Annotated in this window: 19 protein-coding genes; 6 read left to right on the top strand and 13 right to left on the bottom strand. The window is 70.4% G+C overall.

Going from position 1 to position 18,694, the window contains the following annotated elements:
• The 10 genes from cysD to OG430_RS12450 all read right to left on the bottom strand — a co-directional run bounded on the left by cysD (position 1) and on the right by OG430_RS12450 (position 9,829).
• Positions 1 to 951 carry a sulfate adenylyltransferase subunit CysD gene (cysD, locus tag OG430_RS12490; RefSeq protein ID WP_327352538.1) on the bottom strand — a complete coding sequence of 317 codons (951 nt, stop codon included), beginning with the start codon at positions 949 to 951 and terminating at the stop codon, positions 1 to 3.
• Complete coding sequence (cysC, locus tag OG430_RS12485; RefSeq protein WP_327352537.1) at positions 948 to 1,520, bottom strand: adenylyl-sulfate kinase; 573 nt, start codon at positions 1,518 to 1,520, stop codon at positions 948 to 950. Before cysC ends, cysD begins: the two co-directional genes overlap by 4 nt.
• Positions 1,502 to 2,215: a phosphoadenylyl-sulfate reductase gene (locus tag OG430_RS12480; protein WP_327352536.1), complete on the bottom strand. Its 714-nt coding sequence runs from the start codon at positions 2,213 to 2,215 to the stop codon at positions 1,502 to 1,504. The genes cysC and OG430_RS12480 overlap by 19 nt, the downstream gene beginning before the upstream one ends.
• Entirely contained in the window at positions 2,212 to 2,400 is a 189-nt protein-coding gene (locus tag OG430_RS12475; RefSeq protein ID WP_327352535.1) for a hypothetical protein, read from the bottom strand. Before OG430_RS12475 ends, OG430_RS12480 begins: the two co-directional genes overlap by 4 nt.
• Complete coding sequence (locus OG430_RS12470) at positions 2,397 to 4,094, bottom strand: nitrite/sulfite reductase (RefSeq protein ID WP_327352534.1); 1,698 nt, start codon at positions 4,092 to 4,094, stop codon at positions 2,397 to 2,399. Before OG430_RS12470 ends, OG430_RS12475 begins: the two co-directional genes overlap by 4 nt.
• A 145-nt stretch (positions 4,095 to 4,239) precedes the next feature.
• Entirely contained in the window at positions 4,240 to 4,323 is an 84-nt protein-coding gene (locus OG430_RS49450; RefSeq protein ID WP_442816709.1) for a putative leader peptide, read from the bottom strand.
• Between the two features lie 159 nt (positions 4,324 to 4,482).
• Entirely contained in the window at positions 4,483 to 5,049 is a 567-nt protein-coding gene (locus OG430_RS12465) for a GNAT family N-acetyltransferase (protein ID WP_327352533.1), read from the bottom strand.
• 152 nt (positions 5,050 to 5,201) lie between these two features.
• Positions 5,202 to 6,458: a low temperature requirement protein A gene (locus tag OG430_RS12460; RefSeq protein ID WP_327352532.1), complete on the bottom strand. Its 1,257-nt coding sequence runs from the start codon at positions 6,456 to 6,458 to the stop codon at positions 5,202 to 5,204.
• A 139-nt stretch (positions 6,459 to 6,597) separates the two neighbouring features.
• On the bottom strand, positions 6,598 to 7,854 hold the full coding sequence (locus tag OG430_RS12455; RefSeq protein ID WP_327352531.1) for a GAF domain-containing protein: 1,257 nt from the start codon (positions 7,852 to 7,854) through the stop codon (positions 6,598 to 6,600).
• A 337-nt stretch (positions 7,855 to 8,191) separates the two neighbouring features.
• Positions 8,192 to 9,829, bottom strand: coding sequence for an acyl-CoA dehydrogenase family protein (locus OG430_RS12450; RefSeq protein WP_327352530.1), 1,638 nt, complete (start codon positions 9,827 to 9,829; stop codon positions 8,192 to 8,194).
• Between the two features lie 17 nt (positions 9,830 to 9,846).
• Here OG430_RS12450 and OG430_RS12445 point away from each other — a divergent pair, with 17 nt between their 5' ends.
• The 3 genes from OG430_RS12445 (at position 9,847) to OG430_RS12435 (ending at position 12,865) form a co-directional block, all read left to right on the top strand.
• Positions 9,847 to 11,019, top strand: a complete 1,173-nt coding sequence (locus OG430_RS12445; RefSeq protein ID WP_327352529.1) for a YihY/virulence factor BrkB family protein — start codon at positions 9,847 to 9,849, stop codon at positions 11,017 to 11,019.
• Between the two features lie 198 nt (positions 11,020 to 11,217).
• Positions 11,218 to 12,153 (top strand): AraC family transcriptional regulator, encoded by a 936-nt coding sequence (locus OG430_RS12440; RefSeq protein ID WP_327352528.1) that lies wholly within the window; start codon positions 11,218 to 11,220, stop codon positions 12,151 to 12,153.
• 10 nt (positions 12,154 to 12,163) lie between these two features.
• On the top strand, positions 12,164 to 12,865 hold the full coding sequence (locus tag OG430_RS12435; protein WP_327352527.1) for a helix-turn-helix domain-containing protein: 702 nt from the start codon (positions 12,164 to 12,166) through the stop codon (positions 12,863 to 12,865).
• Here the strand turns inward: OG430_RS12435 and OG430_RS12430 are convergent.
• Positions 12,849 to 13,280: a VOC family protein gene (locus OG430_RS12430; RefSeq protein WP_327352526.1), complete on the bottom strand. Its 432-nt coding sequence runs from the start codon at positions 13,278 to 13,280 to the stop codon at positions 12,849 to 12,851. The two genes, OG430_RS12435 and OG430_RS12430, sit on opposite strands and share 17 nt — an antisense overlap.
• A gap of 142 nt (positions 13,281 to 13,422) precedes the next feature.
• Here OG430_RS12430 and OG430_RS12425 point away from each other — a divergent pair, with 142 nt between their 5' ends.
• The gene (locus OG430_RS12425) at positions 13,423 to 14,085 is read left to right on the top strand and encodes a DUF4389 domain-containing protein (protein WP_442816483.1); all 663 of its coding nucleotides are present in this window, start codon (positions 13,423 to 13,425) and stop codon (positions 14,083 to 14,085) included.
• Here OG430_RS12425 and OG430_RS12420 read toward each other — a convergent pair.
• Entirely contained in the window at positions 14,082 to 14,882 is an 801-nt protein-coding gene (locus tag OG430_RS12420; protein ID WP_327352525.1) for an ABC transporter ATP-binding protein, read from the bottom strand. The two genes, OG430_RS12425 and OG430_RS12420, sit on opposite strands and share 4 nt — an antisense overlap.
• Before the next feature lie 170 nt (positions 14,883 to 15,052).
• Between OG430_RS12420 and OG430_RS12415 the strand changes: the two genes are divergently transcribed.
• Positions 15,053 to 16,057 carry an ABC transporter substrate-binding protein gene (locus tag OG430_RS12415; RefSeq protein ID WP_327352524.1) on the top strand — a complete coding sequence of 335 codons (1,005 nt, stop codon included), beginning with the start codon at positions 15,053 to 15,055 and terminating at the stop codon, positions 16,055 to 16,057.
• A gap of 22 nt (positions 16,058 to 16,079) precedes the next feature.
• Positions 16,080 to 17,267, top strand: coding sequence for an alpha/beta hydrolase (locus OG430_RS12410; RefSeq protein WP_327352523.1), 1,188 nt, complete (start codon positions 16,080 to 16,082; stop codon positions 17,265 to 17,267).
• A 112-nt stretch (positions 17,268 to 17,379) separates the two neighbouring features.
• Here the strand turns inward: OG430_RS12410 and OG430_RS12405 are convergent, their stop codons facing one another.
• A complete protein-coding gene (locus OG430_RS12405) occupies positions 17,380 to 18,579 on the bottom strand; it encodes a M20 family metallopeptidase (RefSeq protein ID WP_327352522.1) in 1,200 nt (399 codons plus the stop codon).
• Between the last annotated feature and the right edge of the window lie 115 nt (positions 18,580 to 18,694).

The raw sequence follows: 18,694 nt of genomic DNA, 5'->3' as shown, positions 1-18,694 counted from the left end.
CTAGAAGTACCCCTCGCGCTTGCGGTCTTCCATCGCGGCCTCGGACATCTTGTCGTCGGCGCGGGTCGCACCTCGTTCGGTGAGCCGGGACGCGGCGATCTCGGTGATCACGGCGTCCAGCGTGGTGGCGTCGGAGTCGACGGCGCCGGTGCAGGACATGTCGCCGACCGTGCGGTAGCGCACCAGACGGGTCTGGACCGGCTCGGACTCCTTCGGCCCGCCCCACTCGCCGGCGGTCAGCCACATCCCGGACCGGGAGAACACCTCACGCTCGTGCGCGAAGTAGATCTGAGGCAGCTCGATGCCCTCGCGGGCGATGTACTGCCACACGTCCAGCTCGGTCCAGTTGGACAGCGGGAAGACACGGACGTGCTCGCCCGGGGCGTGCCGGCCGTTGTAGAGCTGCCACAGCTCGGGGCGCTGGCGGCGCGGGTCCCACTGGGAGAACTCGTCGCGCAGCGAGAACACCCGCTCCTTGGCACGGGCCTTCTCCTCGTCACGGCGGCCGCCGCCGAAGACCGCGTCGAACTTCTCGGCCTGGATCTTCTCGGTGAGCGGCACCGTCTGCAGCGGGTTGCGCGTCCCGTCGGGGCGCTCGCGCAGCTTGCCCGCGTCGATGTACTCCTGCACGGAGGCGACATGGAGGCGCAGCCCGTGCTCGGCCACCACCCGGTCGCGGTACTCCAGGACCTCGGGGAAGTTGTGCCCGGTGTCCACGTGCAGGAGAGAGAAGGGGACCGCCGCCGGGGCGAACGCCTTCAGCGCCAGGTGCAGCATGACGATCGAGTCCTTGCCGCCGGAGAAGAGAATCACCGGCCGCTCGAACTCACCCGCCACCTCACGGAAGATGTGCACCGCCTCGGACTCCAGGGCGTCCAAGTGGCTCAGCGCATAAGGGCTGTCGGACTCCTCCGACGACACGGCCGAGGCGGAAGAAGCGGTGGTCGTCATGCCAGACCCCTCTCGGTGAGCAGCGCGTACAGCTGCGCCGCGGACTCCTGCACGGTCTGCTGGTGGGACTCGATCCGCAGATCCGGCGACTCGGGCGCCTCGTACGGGTCGTCGACGCCGGTCAGACCGGAGATCTCGCCCGCGGCCTGCTTGGCGTACAGGCCCTTCACATCGCGCTCGGAGCAGACGTCCACCGGAGTGGCGACATGCACCTCGACATATCCGGTGCCCTCGCGCTGGTGGCGCTTGCGCACCGCCTCGCGGCTGTCCGCGTACGGCGCGATCACCGGGACGAGGACCTTCACGCCGTTGGAGGCGAGCAGCTCGGCGACGAAGCCGATGCGCTGCACATTGGTGTGCCGGTCCTCGCGGCTGAAGCCGAGACCCGCCGAGAGGAACTCGCGGATCTCGTCCCCGTCGAGCACCTCCACCCGGTGGCTCTCGCCGCGCAGCCGGCCGGCCAGCTCGTACGCGATGGTGGTCTTGCCCGCGCTGGGCAGACCGGTGAGCCAAATGGTGGCCCCAGTCACGTCGTTGTCTCCCAAGTTCGTCATCCGTGCAGCCCGCATTCCGTCTTGGACCGGCCCGCCCAGCGCCCGGCCCGCGCGTCCTCGCCCGCCGCCACCCGGCGGGTGCAGGGTGCGCAGCCGATCGACGGGTAGCCGTCGTCGAGGAGCGGGTTGGTCAGTACGCCGTGCTCGGCGATGTACGCGTCGACGTCGTCTTGAGTCCAGCGGGCGATCGGCGAGACCTTGACCTTCTGCCGCTTGGCGTCCCAGCCGACGACCGGGGTGTTCGCGCGGGTCGGCGACTCGTCGCGGCGCAGTCCCGTCGCCCATGCCTGGTACGAAGTCAGGCCCTGCTCAAGGGGCTTGACCTTGCGCAGCGCGCAGCACAGGTCGGGGTCGCGGTCGTGCAGCTTCGGTCCGTACTCGGCGTCCTGCTCGGCCACGGACTGGACCGGGGTGAGCGTGATGAGGTTGACGTCCAGAACGGTGCCGACCGCGTCCGCCGTCCCGAGGGTCTCGGGGAAGTGGTAGCCGGTGTCGAGGAAGACCACGTCCACGCCGGGGAAGGCGCGCGAGGCGAGATGCGCGACGACCGCGTCCTCCATGGACGAGGTCACGCAGAAGCTCTTGCCGAAGGTGTCGGCCGCCCACTTGAGGATCTCCAGCGGGGAGGCGTCCTCCAGGTCGCGGCCCGCCTGTTCGGCTAGCGCCTGGAGTTCTTCGGCCGTACGTTCCTGAGTCTGAGCAGTCGTCATATCTCGTCCCCTCCATCGGAGTTGCCCGCAGGGCGCTGAACTCCCCGGGCGAGCAGCCCGAGGAACTTCAGCTGGAAGGCTCGATTGCAGGCCGCGCATTCCCACGCGCCGTGGCCGGTCTCGTTCGGGCGCAGGTCCTCGTCGCCGCAGTAGGGGCAGTAGAACGGGGCGGCACGCTCGCTCATGACAGGGCCTCGTCACTGGCGCGCGTGACCCAGGTGGCGAACCGCTCGCCGTCCTCGCGCTGCTCCTGGAAGCGCGTCAGGACCCGCTCGACGTAGTCGGGCAGCCCCTCCGAAGTGACCTTCAGGCCACGGACCTTGCGGCCGAAGCCCGCCTCCAGGCCGAGGGCGCCGCCCAGGTGCACCTGGAAGCCCTCCACCTGCTCGCCCTTGTCGTTGAGGACGAGCTGGCCCTTGAGGCCGATGTCGGCGACCTGGATGCGGGCGCAGGCGTTGGGGCAGCCGTTGATGTTGATGGTGATCGGCTCGTCGAACTCGGGGATGCGGCGCTCGAGTTCATCGATGAGCGAGGCGCCGCGCGCCTTCGTCTCGACGATCGCCAGCTTGCAGAACTCGATGCCGGTGCAGGCCATCGTGCCCCGCCGGAACGGCGACGCGTTGACCTTCAGGTCCAGCGCCTCCAGGGCGGAGACCAGCGATTCGACCTGGGCTTCCTCGATGTCGAGGACGATCATCTTCTGCTCGGCGGTCGTACGAAGCCGGCCCGAGCCGTGCGACGCGGCGACCTCGGCGATCTTCGTGAGGGTGGTGCCGTCCACGCGTCCGACGCGCGGGGCGAAGCCGACGTAGAAGCGGCCGTCCTTCTGCTGGTGGACGCCCAGGTGGTCGCGCCAGGTGCCGGCGGGCTGCGCGGGGGCGGGCCCGTCGAGCAGCGGACGCTTGAGGTACTCGTCCTCCAGGATCTGGCGGAACTTCGCCGGACCCCAGTCGGCGAGCAGGAACTTCAGCCGGGCGCGGGTACGCAGGCGCCGGTAGCCGTAGTCACGGAAGATGCCGATGACACCGCCGTACACGTCCGGCACCTCGTCCAGCGGCACCCAGGCACCGAGGCGCTGGCCCAACTTGGGGTTGGTGGACAGACCGCCGCCGACCCACAGGTCGAAGCCGGGCCCGTGCTCGGGGTGGTCGACGCCGACGAAGGCGATGTCGTTGATCTCGTGTGCCACGTCGAGCTGCGGCGAGCCGGAGACCGCGGACTTGAACTTGCGCGGCAGGTTGGAGAAGTCGGGGTTGCCGATGAAGCGGCGCTGGATCTCGTCGATGGCGGGGGTGCCGTCGATGATCTCGTCGGCGGCGATCCCGGCGACGGGGGAGCCGAGGATGACGCGGGGCGTGTCACCGCAGGCCTCGGTGGTCGACAGGCCGACCTCTTCGAGCCGCCGCCAGATCTCGGGGACGTCCTCGATGCGGATCCAGTGGTACTGGATGTTCTGCCGGTCGGTGATGTCGGCGGTGCCGCGGGCGAACTCCTGCGAGATCTCGCCGACCACGCGCAGCTGCTCGGTGGTGAGGCGGCCGCCGTCGATGCGGACGCGCAGCATGAAGTACTTGTCGTCCAGCTCTTCCGGCTCCAGGATCGCGGTCTTGCCGCCGTCGATCCCGGGCTTGCGCTGGGTGTACAGGCCCCACCAGCGCATCCGGCCGCGCAGGTCGTTGGGGTCGATCGAGTCGAAGCCCCGCTTGGAGTAGATCGTCTCAATGCGTGTCCGCACATTGAGACCGTCGTCGTCCTTCTTGAACTGCTCGTTGCCGTTGAGGGGCGTGAAGTGGCCAACGGCCCACTGGCCCTCACCACGGTGCCGGCTCACCTTGCGGCGGGGCTTGGCGGTGCCGGGAGATTCAGGGGATGCGGCCATGGCGGTACGTCCTTCGGACAGCGGGAATGCGGCTCTGACCTGCGCGGGCGCAGCATGCAGCTCGGCTGGGCGCAGGTATTGCAGAAGAGAGTGAAGAGAAATCAGAAGTAAGAGGTCGCGGCGGGGTGCTGAGCTTCGTGAGCTGTCAGCAGGCCGGACAGATGGCGCTGGACATGCGGCCGAGGTCGACGTGTCGTCGACTCACCAAGGCGTTTCCAGTGCGATCCATGGCGGAAGCGTGGCACGGGACTTTGGACCTGGTCCAGCTTCGTCCGCAATATGGACGCGGTTGTCCCGCATCGTGAGACAGTGTGGCAGGGGTCACGCCCCCGCCCCTGAGCTGCGCTTTCAGTACTGCGTCTTTCCGTGTCTTTCCGTGCTGCGTCGTTCAGCGGGCGCCGGGCCACGGCCCGGGGGTCTCGACCTCCGCCTCCTGCTCGATCTTCGTGTCGAAGAGCCGGAAGCCGCGGCGCTCGTAGTTGGCCATCGCATGCTCGCCGTCCCGGTCGCAGGTGTGCAGCCACACCCGCTTCGTCGGCTCCCGGTCGGCATGGCGCTCGGCCAGGTCCCAGGCGCGCGCGATCCCGTAGGAGAGGAGCGGCCCGCCGATGCGCCGGCCCCGGAACGCCGGGATCAGGCCGAAGTAGACGATCTCCACCGCGCCCTCGTCCTGGGCGTCCAGCTCCACATATCCGGCCGGGGTGCCGTTCTCGTACGCCACCCAGGTCTCGTGCCCGGGCCGCTCCAGCTCCTGCTGCCACTGGGCGTACGTCCACGAGAGCCGGTCGATCCAGTGGATGTCCCCGCCGACGGATGCGTACAGGAAGCGGCTGAACTCGGGAGAGGGCACCTCGGAGCGCACGATCCGCACGCCCGGCGGGAACTCGCCGGCCGGGCTGAGGTCGGTGGGGGAGGTCTGTTCCAGGGACCAGACGGTCACATCAACGGTACTCATGCGGCTCATCGCATCATGGCCCCACGACCTGCCCCAAGCCGGGCCCGGCACGGATCACCCAAGCCGGGCCCGGCACGGATCACCCAAGCCGGGCCCGGCACGGATCACCCGGGCCCGGCACCACGGATCACCGGGCCGGGCCCCACGAACCCTCAAGCCGTGCCCGTCCGGGTCCGCCGCCGCACCTGCTCATAGCTGCAGCTCCACAGCAGCACCGCGTTCAGCAGCCACACCAGCAGCACCGGGTCCATCCCCTTCGCGAACAGCCCGAGCCCCACGCACAGCAGCAGCCCCGGCCAGCTCCACAGCGTCAGCCACACCCCCGACGCACCCCCGATGAGCCCGCCGATCGCCGCGATCAGGAAGTAGCAGCCGAGCCCCGCGCACAGCGTCCAGCGCGTCACCGTCGAGGCGGGCGCACCGGGATGCACGGCGAGTTCGCCGAGCCCCGCCGCCACCGCGGTCAGGGCCGCCGTGGTGGCGAAGTGCGCGGGCAGCACGACGCGGGCGGAGGCCGTGCTCAGCGAGACGTGCGGGACGCCCGTGAAGCCGTACCGGAAGGTCAGCCGCCACAGACAGATGAGCAGCACGAACGCGGCGCAGGAGATGGCGAGGACGTTGTTCCAGTCCTCGACCGAAGCGGTCTGCGCGACCAGCTGGACCACGCCCTCGCCGAGCACGATGATCGTGAACAGGCCCAGCCGCTCGTCGAAATGGCCCGCTTCCAGGCGTACCAGGCGCGGCGGTTGGCCCAGTTGGGCCTTGCGCTGCCGGCCTCGTTCGCCGCCCTTGAACTCGACGTTCGCGTACCGCTCCCGCCGCTGGTCGGCGGCCCGGCCGAAGTTCGCGAGCAGCCGGTCGCCGCTCACCGCGAACGGCAGCAGGATGTCCAGGGCCAGGCCCAGGCCCCACATCCCGTACCGCCAGGGCCCCTCCAGCCACAGCGAGACGATCCACGGGATCATGCCGAGGGCGAGCTGTGCGGTCGGCCAGTCGACGACCGCCTCGCCGCGGGCGCCCCACACCCGCGAGGACAGCAGCCGGATCAGCACGAAGGCGGCGGCGAAGACCGTGCCGCGCTCCCCGGTGGCCTCCGGCACGCAGGCGGCCATGGTCGCCATGCCGAACATCGCCAGATACATGGTGCGGTAGCGCACGGTCTCGGCCGCGACGCTCGCGTACATCGTGAAGGTCACCCAGGCGATCCAGAAGGCCAGGAAGAGACCGAGGTACGCCGCCCCGTCACGCCAGTCCGCTGCCTCGTGCAGCCGGTGTGCGAGCTGGGCGACACCGGCGACGGCGACGAGGTCGAAGAACAATTCGAGCCAACTCGCGTGCCGTTCCTCGGCTTCGATGCCGGCCGGCGCGCCCTCGCCGCGATCCGGCGCGGACGTGTGAGGTGATGTCATGTCCCGGATTATCTGCGGCGCGGGGCGATCATGTCAGGCGAGCCACGCATCAATCGAGCCCCGCATCAATCGAGCCATGCGTCAACCGGGCCGGGCATCAAGTCGTCCGAGTCGCCGCCGAGTTGTCGACCGGGCGGCCTCACACTGGATCGAGCCGCGCACGCACCACCGCCGGTGCCGTCGACTGCGGCAGCAGATCTGCTGGATGCTCCGGCAGGACGATCTGGACGTCCGCGTCCTCGTGGAAGCGGTACGGCCGGTGGTCGAGCACCCCCGACAGATAGCGCCGCACCCGCGACAGCTCCGCCCGCACCGTCACCGTACGGGCCGGGTCGCCGAACATGTCCTCGGCCAGCTCCGAAGCCGTCCGCCCCGCCGGGTGCGCCGCGAGGAGGTACAGCAACTCGGCGTGGCGCGGCGACAGTTCGTGGCTCCAACTGCCCGAGGCGCCCGACACGGTGACCGTCCAGCGCCGGGTGCCGCTCAGGTCGAGCACGACGAAGGTGCCCGGGTCGAGCCCCCGCGGGGCGTCGGCTCCGTCGTCGAGGCGCAGCAGCCAGCCGCCGGGCAGCGGTTCGACGGTGCACTCGCCGAGCGCGGCAAGCCAGACCCGCCCGGGCCCGAACGACTTGGGCAGCGGCAGCCGGTCGTGCGGCGCCATCCCGGTCACGGCCGCCGTCCAGCCGTTGGCGTCCACCGCGAGGGCCCGCCCGCCGACCCGGCTGAGCAGCGGCACCGCCACCGCCCGCAGCCGGTCGAGGCCGATCAGATGCCGGGTGCGCAGCTCCGCCTCGGCAAGCCGGGCAACGGAGTTGACCAGGGCGAGGGTCGCCGGGTGCATGGTGTCGATGGGGCCGCTGATGTCGACGACGCCGATCAGCTTGCCGTCACGCGGGTCGGTGACCGGTGATCCGGCGCAGGTCCACGGGTGATGCGTACGCACGAAGTGCTCGGCGGAGAACACCTGCACCGGCCGGCCCGCCACCAGCGGAGTGCCCACGCCATTGGTGCCGACGGTGGCCTCGCTCCAGTCCGCGCCCAGCTCGAAGCCGTGCCCGTCCGCCCGGCGCAGGACCGACGGATGGCCCTCGCGCCACAGCACGCGCGCGTCCGCGTCCGCGACGACCATGATGTGCTGCGCGGCGTCCGCGATGGAGACCAGGCCCTCCCGCAGGGTCGGCAAAACCTCCAACAGCGGCGAGTTGCGGCGGCGTTCCTCGACCTCCACGCGGGGCAGCAGGCCCGTTCTGAAGTCGTGGTCCGGGTCGAGCCCGCAGCGCAGCAGGCGGTCCCAGGACTGCTCGATGACCGGCCGCGGTTCGACAGGCGGCGCCTGGCCGGCGAGCGCAGCGGCGCGCACGCCCTGCAGCAGCCTGGCCGCCCGGACGGAATCCATGGCAGCGAGCCTGACCAGATCTATCGTCGCGTTCGTCACCGGTGCCTCCCCGAAACCCCAGTGCGTATCGTCCTCGCCCCATCGTCTCTCCGGTCCCCCCGAAAGGGGGGAAGCTTCACGGACCCGATACGAGCGGTCGTTGCAACTCCGTGCAACCCTCGCGAACAACCGAGCGGTTGACCGAAACTAATCGCAACGTCGCTTCTGCGGCGTTCATGCTCCTGTCAACGGGGCCATGAAGAGCGGGGATGGTGCCGTGTCGGCGCAGCACCATCCCTGCTGCATCTGATTTTGGCCCGATCTCCGGAGGGGCTGAGTCGGGCCGGTTTCTGGAGAGTCAGGGGCTCACCGGTCGCGCCCGTTCCACCACCGTGGCCAGATCCAGGCTGCCCGGCAGCGTGCCGAACGCCGCGCCCCAGTCGCCGCCGAGCCGGGACGCGCAGAATGCGTCGGCCACCTCCGAAGGGGCGTACCGCACCAGCAAGGAACCCTGCAGCACCAGCGCCATCCGTTCCACCAGCCGTCGCGCCCGTCCCTCGATGCCGTCCAGGTCGGACATCTCGGTCAGCAGGTCCTTGATCGCGCCGTCCAGGCGGTGATCGGCGCCGCGCGCCTTGCCGACCTCCTGCAGGAACGCGTTGATCGCCGCCGGTTCGCGCCCGAGCGCCCGCAGGACGTCCAGCGCCTGTACGTTGCCCGCGCCCTCCCAGATCGAGTTCAGCGGGGACTCGCGGAGCAGTCGCGGCATGCCCGACTCCTCCACATAGCCGTTGCCGCCCAGGCATTCCAGCGCCTCGACCGCGAGCGGCGTGCAGCGCTTGGTCACCCAGTACTTGGCAGCCGGCACCGCGAGCCGCAGGAACGCCCGCTCCTGATCGCCCCCGTCGTCATAGGCGGCCGCGAGCCGCATCGCGAGGGTCGTCGCGGCCTCCGATTCGAGGGCCAGGTCCGCGAGTACGTTCCGCATCAGCGGCTTCTCGATCAGTACGCCGCCGAACGCGCTGCGGTACGAGGCGTGATGCACCGCCTGCGCCACGGCCTGCCGCATCAGCGCCGCCGAGCCGAGCACGCAGTCGAGGCGGGTCGCCGCCACCATTTCGATGATGGTGCGGACCCCGCGCCCCTCGTCGCCGACCCGGCGCGCCCACGTACCGGAGAATTCGACCTCGCTCGACGCATTCGACTTGTTGCCCAGTTTGTCCTTGAGTCGCTGAATCGCGAATGCGTTGCGCGTTCCGTCCTCCAGGACGCGCGGAACGAGAAAGCAGGTGAGCCCGCCGGGTGCCTGCGCGAGGACCAGGAATCCGTCCGACATCGGCGCGGAACAGAACCACTTGTGACCGGTGAGGGAATACGTGCCGTCCTCGGCGAGCGGCGCCGCCTCCGTCGTATTGGCCCGCACATCACTGCCGCCCTGCTTCTCCGTCATGCCCATCCCGAAGAGCACACCGGCCTTCTGCGAGGCGGGCCTGAGCCCGGCCTCGTACACCCGGGAAGCCAGCCGCGGCTCCCACTCGGCGGCGAGCGCCGGATCGGTGCGCAGGGCCGGCACCGCGGCATGCGTCATCGACACCGGGCAGCCGTGGCCGCCCTCGACCTGCGTCCACACCATGAAACCGGCGGCCCGCCGCAGATGCCCGCCCTCCTGGGACCAGGCCGCCGTCAGCCCGGCGCCGACCGCCTTGTCCAGCAACTGGTGCCAGGACGGATGGAAGTCGACCTCGTCCACGCGGTTGCCGTACCGGTCGTGCGTGCGCAGCTTCGGCGGGTTCTCGTTGGCCAGCACCCCCCACTCCTGCGCCTCGGCCGATCCCGCGGCCCGGCCGAGGTCGCCGAGCTCCGCACGGGCGGCGCTGAGGAGTGCCGGATCGAGATGGCGTTCGACGGCCTCGCTCAGCGCCCGGTCGGCGGTGAAGAGGTCATATCCCACCAGGGGCGGGGCCTGGTTGGTCACTGTGTGGGTGGGGGCAGTCATGCCGCTACGGTAAAGAGGTGCACCAGGCAAAAGAAACACCCGGGAACGGCTCCGGTGGAACACCAGGGAAGAGCTCGGGACGACTCCACCGCGCTCGAGTTCTCTACCGCAACGTCTCGAAGCGCCGGACCGCCTGGTTGCTCCTGAAGGACACCGTCAACTCGTGCATCGAGTACCGCATCCTGGGCCTCGCGGCCGAAGCGGCCTTCTTCACGCTCCTTTCCGTGCCGCCGCTGCTGCTCTCGCTGGTGGGGCTCCTCGGGTACGTCGACTCCTGGACCGGTGCCGACACCATCCAGGCGGTCCGGGACAACATCCTGGAATCGGCCCGGACCGTGCTGTCCGACAAGGGTGTCCATGAAATCGCGGAGCCGATCCTCGACGACGTGATGAAGGGCGCGGGACCGGACGTCATCTCCATCGGCTTCCTGCTCGCCCTGTGGTCGGGTTCGCGGGCGGTGACGGTCTTCGTCGACACGATCACCGTGATGTACGGACTCGACGGGGTCCGCGGCATCGTCAAGACGCGATTGCTGGCCTTCCTCTTGTTCATCGTCGCGCTGCTCGTCGGCTCGGTCGCGCTGCCGTTGATGGTGGCGGGGCCCGATGCGGTGCTCCAGGTGGTGCCGTGGAGCGAGACGCTGGTGCGGGTCACGTACTGGCCCGTCGTGATAATCCTCGGGGTCGTCTTCCTCACGACGCTCTACCACGTGTCCGTGCCGGTGCGTTCGCCCTGGCTGGAGGACGTGCCGGGGGCGCTCGTCGCGTTGGGCATGTGGGTGCTCGGCAGTTTCCTGCTGCGGATCTACCTCACGAACACGGTGGAGGGGCCGACGATCTACGGCTCGCTCGCGGCGCCGGTGGCCGTGCTGCTGTGGATCGGGGTCTCCGCTTTCGCGGTCCTTGTGGGGGCTGCGGTCAATGCGGCCATCGACCGGGTGTGGCCTTCCGTCACGACGGCGGCGGCTCGTGCGGCGAATGAGCGGGTGCGGGAGGCGCAGGCTGCGGAGGTGGTGGCGCGGGCTGCGGCCGCGCGGGCCGCGGATTCCGATCCGGATGATCCGGATATGCCTTCTGAATTCCCGGAACGCTGGGCGCAGTTCTTGCCGCCGGACGATGTGTCCGCGCGATTGCGCACGCATTCGAAACGGAATGGCGAGTCCGCGCCGTCGGAGGAGCCCAAGAATTAGTCCCCTCCCCGCCCCTTCCCTAAATTCTGCGAAGCTTTCCGCCCTTCGGGCGGTGTCCTCAAACGCCGGACGGGCTGACTTAGTCAGCCCGTCCGGCGTTTGAGGACAGTCTTTGCAGCCGGCGGCAGCCTTACGGGAAGGGGCGGGGAGGGGAAAAATCATGTCCTGCACACCCCCGCGGCGCCCTACCCTGGAGCCATGGACGCCCTAGCAGGCTTGCTCGAAGGCCCCCGCTCCCGGGGAGCCTTCATGATCCGGGCGTGCTTCGATCCGCCCTGGTCGGTGCGGATAGCGGACCGCGCACCGCTGTCGGTGATGACCATGGCGCACGGCACCGCCTGGCTCGTCCCCGATCAGGGGGAGCCCCGGCTCATCAAGCCCGGTGACATCGCGATCGCCCGCGGCCCGGACCCGTACACCTGCGCCGACACCCCGGACAGAGAGCCGCAGGCGGTGATCCACCCCGGCGGCCGCTGCACGACGCCCGACGGGCAGGAGCTGAAGGACTACATCGACCTGGGCACCCGCACCTGGGGCGCCCGCACCGAGGGTTCGGTGCAGATGCTGGTCGGGACGTACTCGATGCACGGCGAGATCAAGGGCCGCCTCCTGGACGCGCTGCCGCCGCTGCTCGTGCTGTCCGGCGACGTGTGGGAGTCCCCGTTCACGCGGCTGCTCGCCGACGAGATCACCAAGGACGAACCGGGCCAGGAAGTCGTCCTGGACCGCATGCTCGACCTGATGCTCATCTCCTCGCTGCGCGCCTGGTTCTCGCGGCCCGACGCCGAGGCCCCGTCCTGGTACCGGGCCCTCGGCGACCCGGTCGTGGGCCAGGTCCTGCGCCTCATCCAGGACGACCCGGCGCACTCCTGGACCGTCGCAGGCCTCGCGGAGAAGGCCGGGGTGTCGCGGGCCGCGCTGGCCCGGAACTTCACCGAACTGGTCGGCGAGCCGCCCATGGCCTACCTCACCGGCTGGCGCCTCGCCCTCGCCGCCGACCTGCTGCGCGACACCGAGCAGACCCTGGCCTCCATAGCCCGGCAGGTCGGCTACGGCAGCGCCTTCGCCCTGTCCGTGGCCTTCAAGCGGGTGTACGGGATCAGCCCCACGGAACACCGCGACGGCGCGGCGTAATCTGAGCAGCGTGTACGAGGAACGCGCGTCGCGGTACCCGGGCGCGGTGCTGTGGCAGCGCACCGTCCGGGCGGCGGGCGAGGCCGCCTACCCGGTGCTGCCCGACGGCTGCATGGACCTGCTGTGGTCCGAGGGCCGGCTGTTCGTCGCCGGTCCCGACACCCGGGCGTACGTTCCCGAGGGCGAGCGGCTCACGCACCGCATCGTCGGCCTCCGTTTTTCTCCCGGCACGGCGCCCGCCCTGCTCGGTGTCCCCGCCGACCAACTCCGCGACCGGCGCGTCGACTTGGCGGACCTGTGGCCCACGGCCGAGGTCCGCCGGATCGCCGCACACCTGACGGTCGCGCCCGAACCGGGCGCCGCACTGGAGGAGTTGGCGCTGCGCCGCGGCGACGACACCGGGCCGCCGGACGGCCTGGTGCGGGAGGTCGTGGCCCGTCTGGACGCGGGCCGCTCCGTCGCCGGGACCGCCGACGAACTGGGCATCGGGGCCCGCAGACTGCACCGCCGCTCCCTGGCCGCCTTCGGGTACGGGCCCAAGACCCTCGCCCGCGTGCTGCGGCTGCAGCGTGCACTGGTCCTGGCCCGCGACGGGCTGCCGTACGCGGACACGGCGGCGGTCGCGGGCTATGCGGATCAGGCCCATCTGGCAAGGGACGTACGGGAGTTGGCGCAGATGTCGCTGAGCGAGCTGCTCAGCCGGCGTCCGTAGCGCCGTCGGCCGCGGGCAGCGCGGCGAACAGGTCCACGCCCTGACCGTCGGGGTCCAGGACGGTCGCGTACCGCTGTCCCCAGAAGGCGTCGAACGGCTCCAGCTCGCCCTTGTATCCGGCCGCGGTCAGCTCCGCGTACTGGGCGTCCACCTGCGCGGGGCTCTCGCACAGGAACGCGAGCCCGACCCGGCCCGCCGAGGCGGGTGGCTGGAAGTCGGGGGCGAAGGAACGGATGGTGGCCTCGGAGTCGAGGGCGAAACGCAGCCCGCCCGGCAGCGGGGCCTCGGCGTGCGGCGCTTCTTCGGACCCGGCAGGGAACTCCAGGCCGAGCCTGCGGTAGAAGGCGAGTGAGGCCGCCATGTCGGAGACGACGATGCCGATCAGATCGAAACGGGGTGTCGGTTGTGTGCTCATGGAACGAGCGTATGCAGAGCGGCGGCCAGTGGTCTTGAAGGAATCGGACAGCCCGGCCCTGGCCCTTGCTAAGCCACCGTGACGGTCGTACACGGGAGGTAGAGGCGGGCTCCTCTCGGGGCCCGCGGGGGAGATGATCCGCATGACCGCACCTCCGAGCACGCCCGTCATGGCCAAGGGGGCCGTCAGTCCCGTCCGGCTCGAAGCGGACTATGAGGAAGGCCTGTCCCGCTGGCTGTGGCTGGTCAAGTGGCTCCTCGCGATTCCGCACTTCGTCGTGCTGTTCTTCCTGGGGATCGGATATCTGCTCGTCAGCATCGTGGCGTTCTTCGCGATCCTGATCACCGGCAGCTATCCGCGTGCCCTGTTCGACTACAACCTCGGGGTCCTGCGCTGGAGTTGGCGCGTCCAGTACTACGCGTACGGCACTCTCGGCACCGACCGCTACCCGCCGTTCACGCTCGCCGACGTGCCCGACTACCCGGCGCGCCTCGACATCGACCACCCGCAGCAGCTCTCGCGCGGCCTCGTCCTCGTCAAGTGGTGGCTGCTCGTGCTGCCGCAGCTCCTCATCGTCGCGCTGCTGACCGGAGGGTTCGGCTCGGGCGGGGGCGGCGGGATCGTGGGGGTGCTGGCCTTCTTCGCGGGCGTCGCGCTGCTGTTCGCCGGGCGCTATCCGCGCGGCATGTACGACTTCAACGTGGGCGCCCACCGCTGGGCGTACCGGGTCGCGGCGTACAGCTCGCTGATGACGGACGTCTATCCGCCGTTCCGGCTCGACTCGGGGGAGCGCGAGCCGGTCTAGGAAGCTGTTGAGGCTGTGGTGGCCGGGCGTGCGGCCGGTACGACGACGGGGGAGCCGTCGCCCGGCGCCTGGAGGATGTCCACGTCGACGCCGTACAGGTCCTTCACCAGTGCGGCGTTCACCACCTCACGGGCGGGGCCCTGCGCCACCACCTCGCCCGCGTTCATCGCGACGATCGTGTCGGCGTAGCGTGCCGCGGCGGCCAGGTCGTGCAGGACCATGACCACGGTGCGGCCGCCCGCGGCCACCTCCCGTACCAGCTCCAGGACTTCGACCGCGTGCCCGAGGTCGAGCGCGCTGGTCGGCTCGTCGAGCAGGGCGACGGGGGTCTGCTGCGCGAGCACCATGGCCAGCCAGCAGCGCTGGCGCTGACCGCCGGACAGCTGGTCGAGCTGCCGGTCCGCCAACTCCTCGGTGCCGGTGGCCCGCAGCGCCTCGCCGACCGCCTGTTCGTCCTCGTGCGACCACTGCCGGAACAGGCCCTGGTGCGGATGGCGCCCGTAGCGTACGAGCCCGGCGACGGTCACCGCCTCCGGTGCCTGCGGGGACTGCGGGAGCAGGGCGATGCGGTGCGCGGCCTGACGCTGGCTCAGCTGCCAGATGTCCGCGTCCCCCACCCGCACCCGGCCGCTCGCCGGCTTGTGCAGCCGGGCCATGGCGCGCAACAGGGTCGACTTGCCACAGCCGTTGGGACCCACCACGGCGACCACCTGTCCGGCGGCGATGGTGAGGTCGACGTCGCGCACGGCCAGGTGGCCGGGGTAGCCGGCGGTGAGCTGCTCTGCGTGGAGTTCCACGGAATTCGGGCCTTTCCTGGGGGTCCGCACGCGGGGTCCGCACCCCGGGTCCGGTCGGCCCGGGGCGAGGCCCCCTTGCGTCTCCGGTGCGGCTTCGGCGTAAGGTAAGGCTAACCTAATGGCCGATTGTCGTCGGCGCCGTCCCCCTTTGAATCTTCCGGAGCTCCTTCATGCTGTCAGCCAGCCGCCACCTCGCATCGCCCGCCCGCCGCCGCGCACTTCGCGGACTGGCCGTGATGGGGGCAGCCGTCGTGGTCCTCGCAGGCTGCGGCTCGGACTCGGACTCCGGAAAGGCCAAGGCGAAGGGCGACGCGGGCGCGGGCGACTCGGCCACGCGCACCGTCAAGGACGCCACCGGCAAGGCCGTCGAGATCCCCGCGCACCCGAAGCGGATCGTCACGCTCACCCAGGAGGACCTGGACGCGGTGCTCGCCCTCGGCATCGAGCCGGCCGGCATCACCAACGGCCAGGGCCTCAACAAGCCGCCGGCCTACCTGGAGGACAAGGTCGACGGCATCCCGGTGGTCGGCAATCTGCTGCAGCCGGTGATGGACAAGGTCGTCGCCGCCAAGCCCGACCTGATCCTGGCCGGCGACATGCAGGACGAGCAGGTCCTCAAGCAGCTGCGCGAGATCACCCCGGCCACCCTGGTCACGATGGCCCCGACCGACGACTGGAAGCTGTCGCTGCGCGGCATCGGCAACGCGGTCAACGAGCTGGAAAAGGCCAACAAGGTCATCACCGACTACGAGGCCGCCGCGAAGAAGGCCGGCGGCGAGCTCGGCAAGAACAAGGCCGCCGCGGTCTCCATCGTCCGCTGGAACCCGGACGGCCCGAGCTGGATGGAGAACAAGCAGTTCGCCAGCGGCGTGGCCCTGGACATGGGCCTCAAGCGCCCCAAGTCCCAGAACAAGGACGGCAACGCGCACACCCCGTCGCTGAGCCTCGAGAAGATCAACGAGATCGACGGCGACTGGCTCTTCCTGTCCACGCTGACCCCGGACGGCGAGAAGGCCCTCAAGGACGTCCAGTCCAAGCCGGCCTACAAGGGCCTGAACGCGGTCAAGAACAAGCACGTGACCACGGTCAACGGCTCGGTGTGGTCCACGCGCGGCGGCCCGCTCGCGGCGCAGGAAGTGATCGACGACATCAAGAAGGCGCTCACCAATGGCTGATGCGCTTAGGGCTGACGCTTCTATGGCTGTCTCCGGGCTCACCCGGCGGGCGCTGCTCCGTGGTTCCGCCGTCGCGGTGGCCGCGGTCGCCGTCGGCGGGGCCGGGGTGAGCATGGCGTACGCGGCCGACGACGCGCCGGTGTCACTGCCGGCTGCGACCGGCCCGTACGCCGTCGGCACCCGCACCATCCACCTGACCGACGACCACCGCAGCGACCCCTTCGCACCCGAAGGCACCAGCCCGCCCCGCGAGTTGATGATCCAGGTCTGGTACGCCGCCGGTTCGACGTACGGCCTGCGACGCGCGCCCTACCTGAGCGCGGGACTCGTGCCCGTCGTGGAGAAGCGCTTCACGCTTCCCGAGGGTGCGCTGGCCCGCGTACGCACCGAGTCCTGGCTGAACGCGCCCGTCCACCACGAACTGCGCGACGCGCCCGTGGTGTTCTTCGGGCCCGGCCGCCAGGACCCGGCCGCGACCGGCACCGCGTTCGCGCAGGACCTGGCCAGTCACGGCTATCTGGTGATCGGCGTCAACCACACCTATGACGGTCCGGTCGAGTTCCCCGACGGCCGGGTCGTTCCGCAGAACCCGGGCACGGGTGACGTGGCGCTGTTGCGCAAGTACTCGGACGTACGCGCGGCCGACCTGAGCTTCGTCCTCGACGTGCTCGCGGGGGAGCGGGGTGCGACGCCGCTGGGCCGCTTCACGCCGCCGGCCGACCTGGGGCGGGTCGGGGTCTTCGGGCACTCGCTCGGTGGGTCCGCCGCCGCCGAAGTCGTCCGTACGGACGGGAGGTTCGCGGTCGGGGCCTGCCTGGACGGGGCGCTCCAGACGGATGCCGTCCAGACCGGTCTGGACCGGCCGTTCCTGCTCTTCACCGAGCCGCTCGAGCTGCCCACGTGGAGCGACTTCATGGCGCATCACACTGCGTGGGGGCGGCGGATGATTCTTGCCGGGGCTCGGCATTACAGCTTTACGGATCTGGCTCCGTTGGGGGTTTCGCTGGGGTTGGCGCAGGTGTGGTCGGCCGAGCAGTTCGCGAAGTACTTCGGGGCTGTTGACGGGGTTCGGTCGCAGGCGGTTACGGCCGCGTATGTCCGGGCGTACTTCGCGCACCGCCTGCGTGGCGAGGCTTCTGTGTCGCCCTCGTTGGACGGAGTGGATGCGGACTTCCCGGAGGTTGCGGTGAGTTGGGTGTCCGGCGGCTGATTTTCACCCCACCCCGCCCCTTCCCGAAAGTCCTCAAACGCCGGACGGGCTGACAAATCAGCCCGTCCGGCGTTTGAGGACACCGCCCGAAGGGCGGAAGGCTTCGCAGAATTTAGGGAAGGGGCGGGGTGGGGGAAATGTCTGCCGCAGTCCAGGCAAGCCCGACCGCCCCGTCAAGCAGCGCACGCTCACCCGCACCGGAGATCGCCGCTTGCGCGAACTCCGCCTCATGCGGCCCGCATTCACCCCCGGTGATGTCGAGCACGGGATGGATCGACGGCACGAGGTGCGAGACATTGCCCATGTCCGTGCAGGCGAAGGCGTCCTTCGTCACCGGCGAGGGGCGCCCGAGAGCGCGCGCGTTCGCCTTCCAGAGGGCGATCAGCCGGGCATCCGTACGGAAGTCGAGGTAATCCGGCTCGGGACGCGTGAGGGTCACCTCGCACCCGGTGGCCAGCGCACCCGCCCGGAAGCAGGCCTCCACCCGCTCGCGCAACTCCCGCAGATCCTCCGCGGCTGAGGCGCGGATCTCGTACTCCGCCGTGGCCCGGTGCGGAATCGCATTCGGCGCGGAGCCCGCGAACGTCGTCACGCCGTGCACCTTCCAGTGCGCCGGCAACTGCTGCCGCAGCAGCCCGAGGGCGACCTGCGCGACCGTCAGGGCGTCCGCGGCATTGCGGCCCTCGTGGGCGTTGAGGCTCGGGTGGGCGGCGCGCCCGGTGAACTCCACGTTCAGCGTGCCGAGCGCGAACGAAGTGAACTCCGCTACCTCGAACGGGCACGGATGCACCATCATCGCCGCGTCCACCCCGTCGAACGCCCCGGCCTCGATGAGCAGCGCCTTGCCCGCGCCCCGCTCCTCGGCGGGAGTGCCCAGAACCCTTACGGTCAGGCCAAGTTCATCGGCGTACGGCGCGAGACCGAGCGCGGCGCCGACCCCCGCCGCGGCGATGAGGTTGTGGCCGCAGGCGTGGCCGAGGCCGGGCAGTGCGTCGTACTCGCAGGCGAGGGCGACCGTGACGGGGCCGGAGCCGATGACGGCCTCGAAGGCGGTGTCCAGGCCGTATGCGGGGGCCGTCACCGAGAAGCCGTGCGCGCCCAGGAGTTCGGCGCACCAGGCGGCCGCGCGGTGCTCGTCGAACGCGGTCTCGGGGTGGGCGTGGATGCGGCGGCTGAGGGCGAGCAGGTCCTCGCGGTGGGCCTCGATCCGTTCACGTATGCGGGACTTGATCTCCTCCCGGGACTTGATCTCTTCCCGGGCCTCAAGGTCCTCCCGGGCCTCCGGTTCGGGTGCGTCCTGGGCGATGGCCATAGAGGTCCCTCTTGTCGGTTTTGCCACGGCTTGGCTGGTGTCCGGGGAGTCGCCGAGAGCGGCGACCGTGCACACCCTGGGCGGACCCCGAACCATCAATAAGATAGCTTAGGCT

The sequence above is a fragment of the Streptomyces sp. NBC_01304 genome, assembly GCF_035975855.1.
Classification (GTDB): Bacteria; Actinomycetota; Actinomycetes; order Streptomycetales; family Streptomycetaceae; genus Streptomyces.
This window is presented reverse-complemented; position numbering and strand designations above follow the sequence as displayed.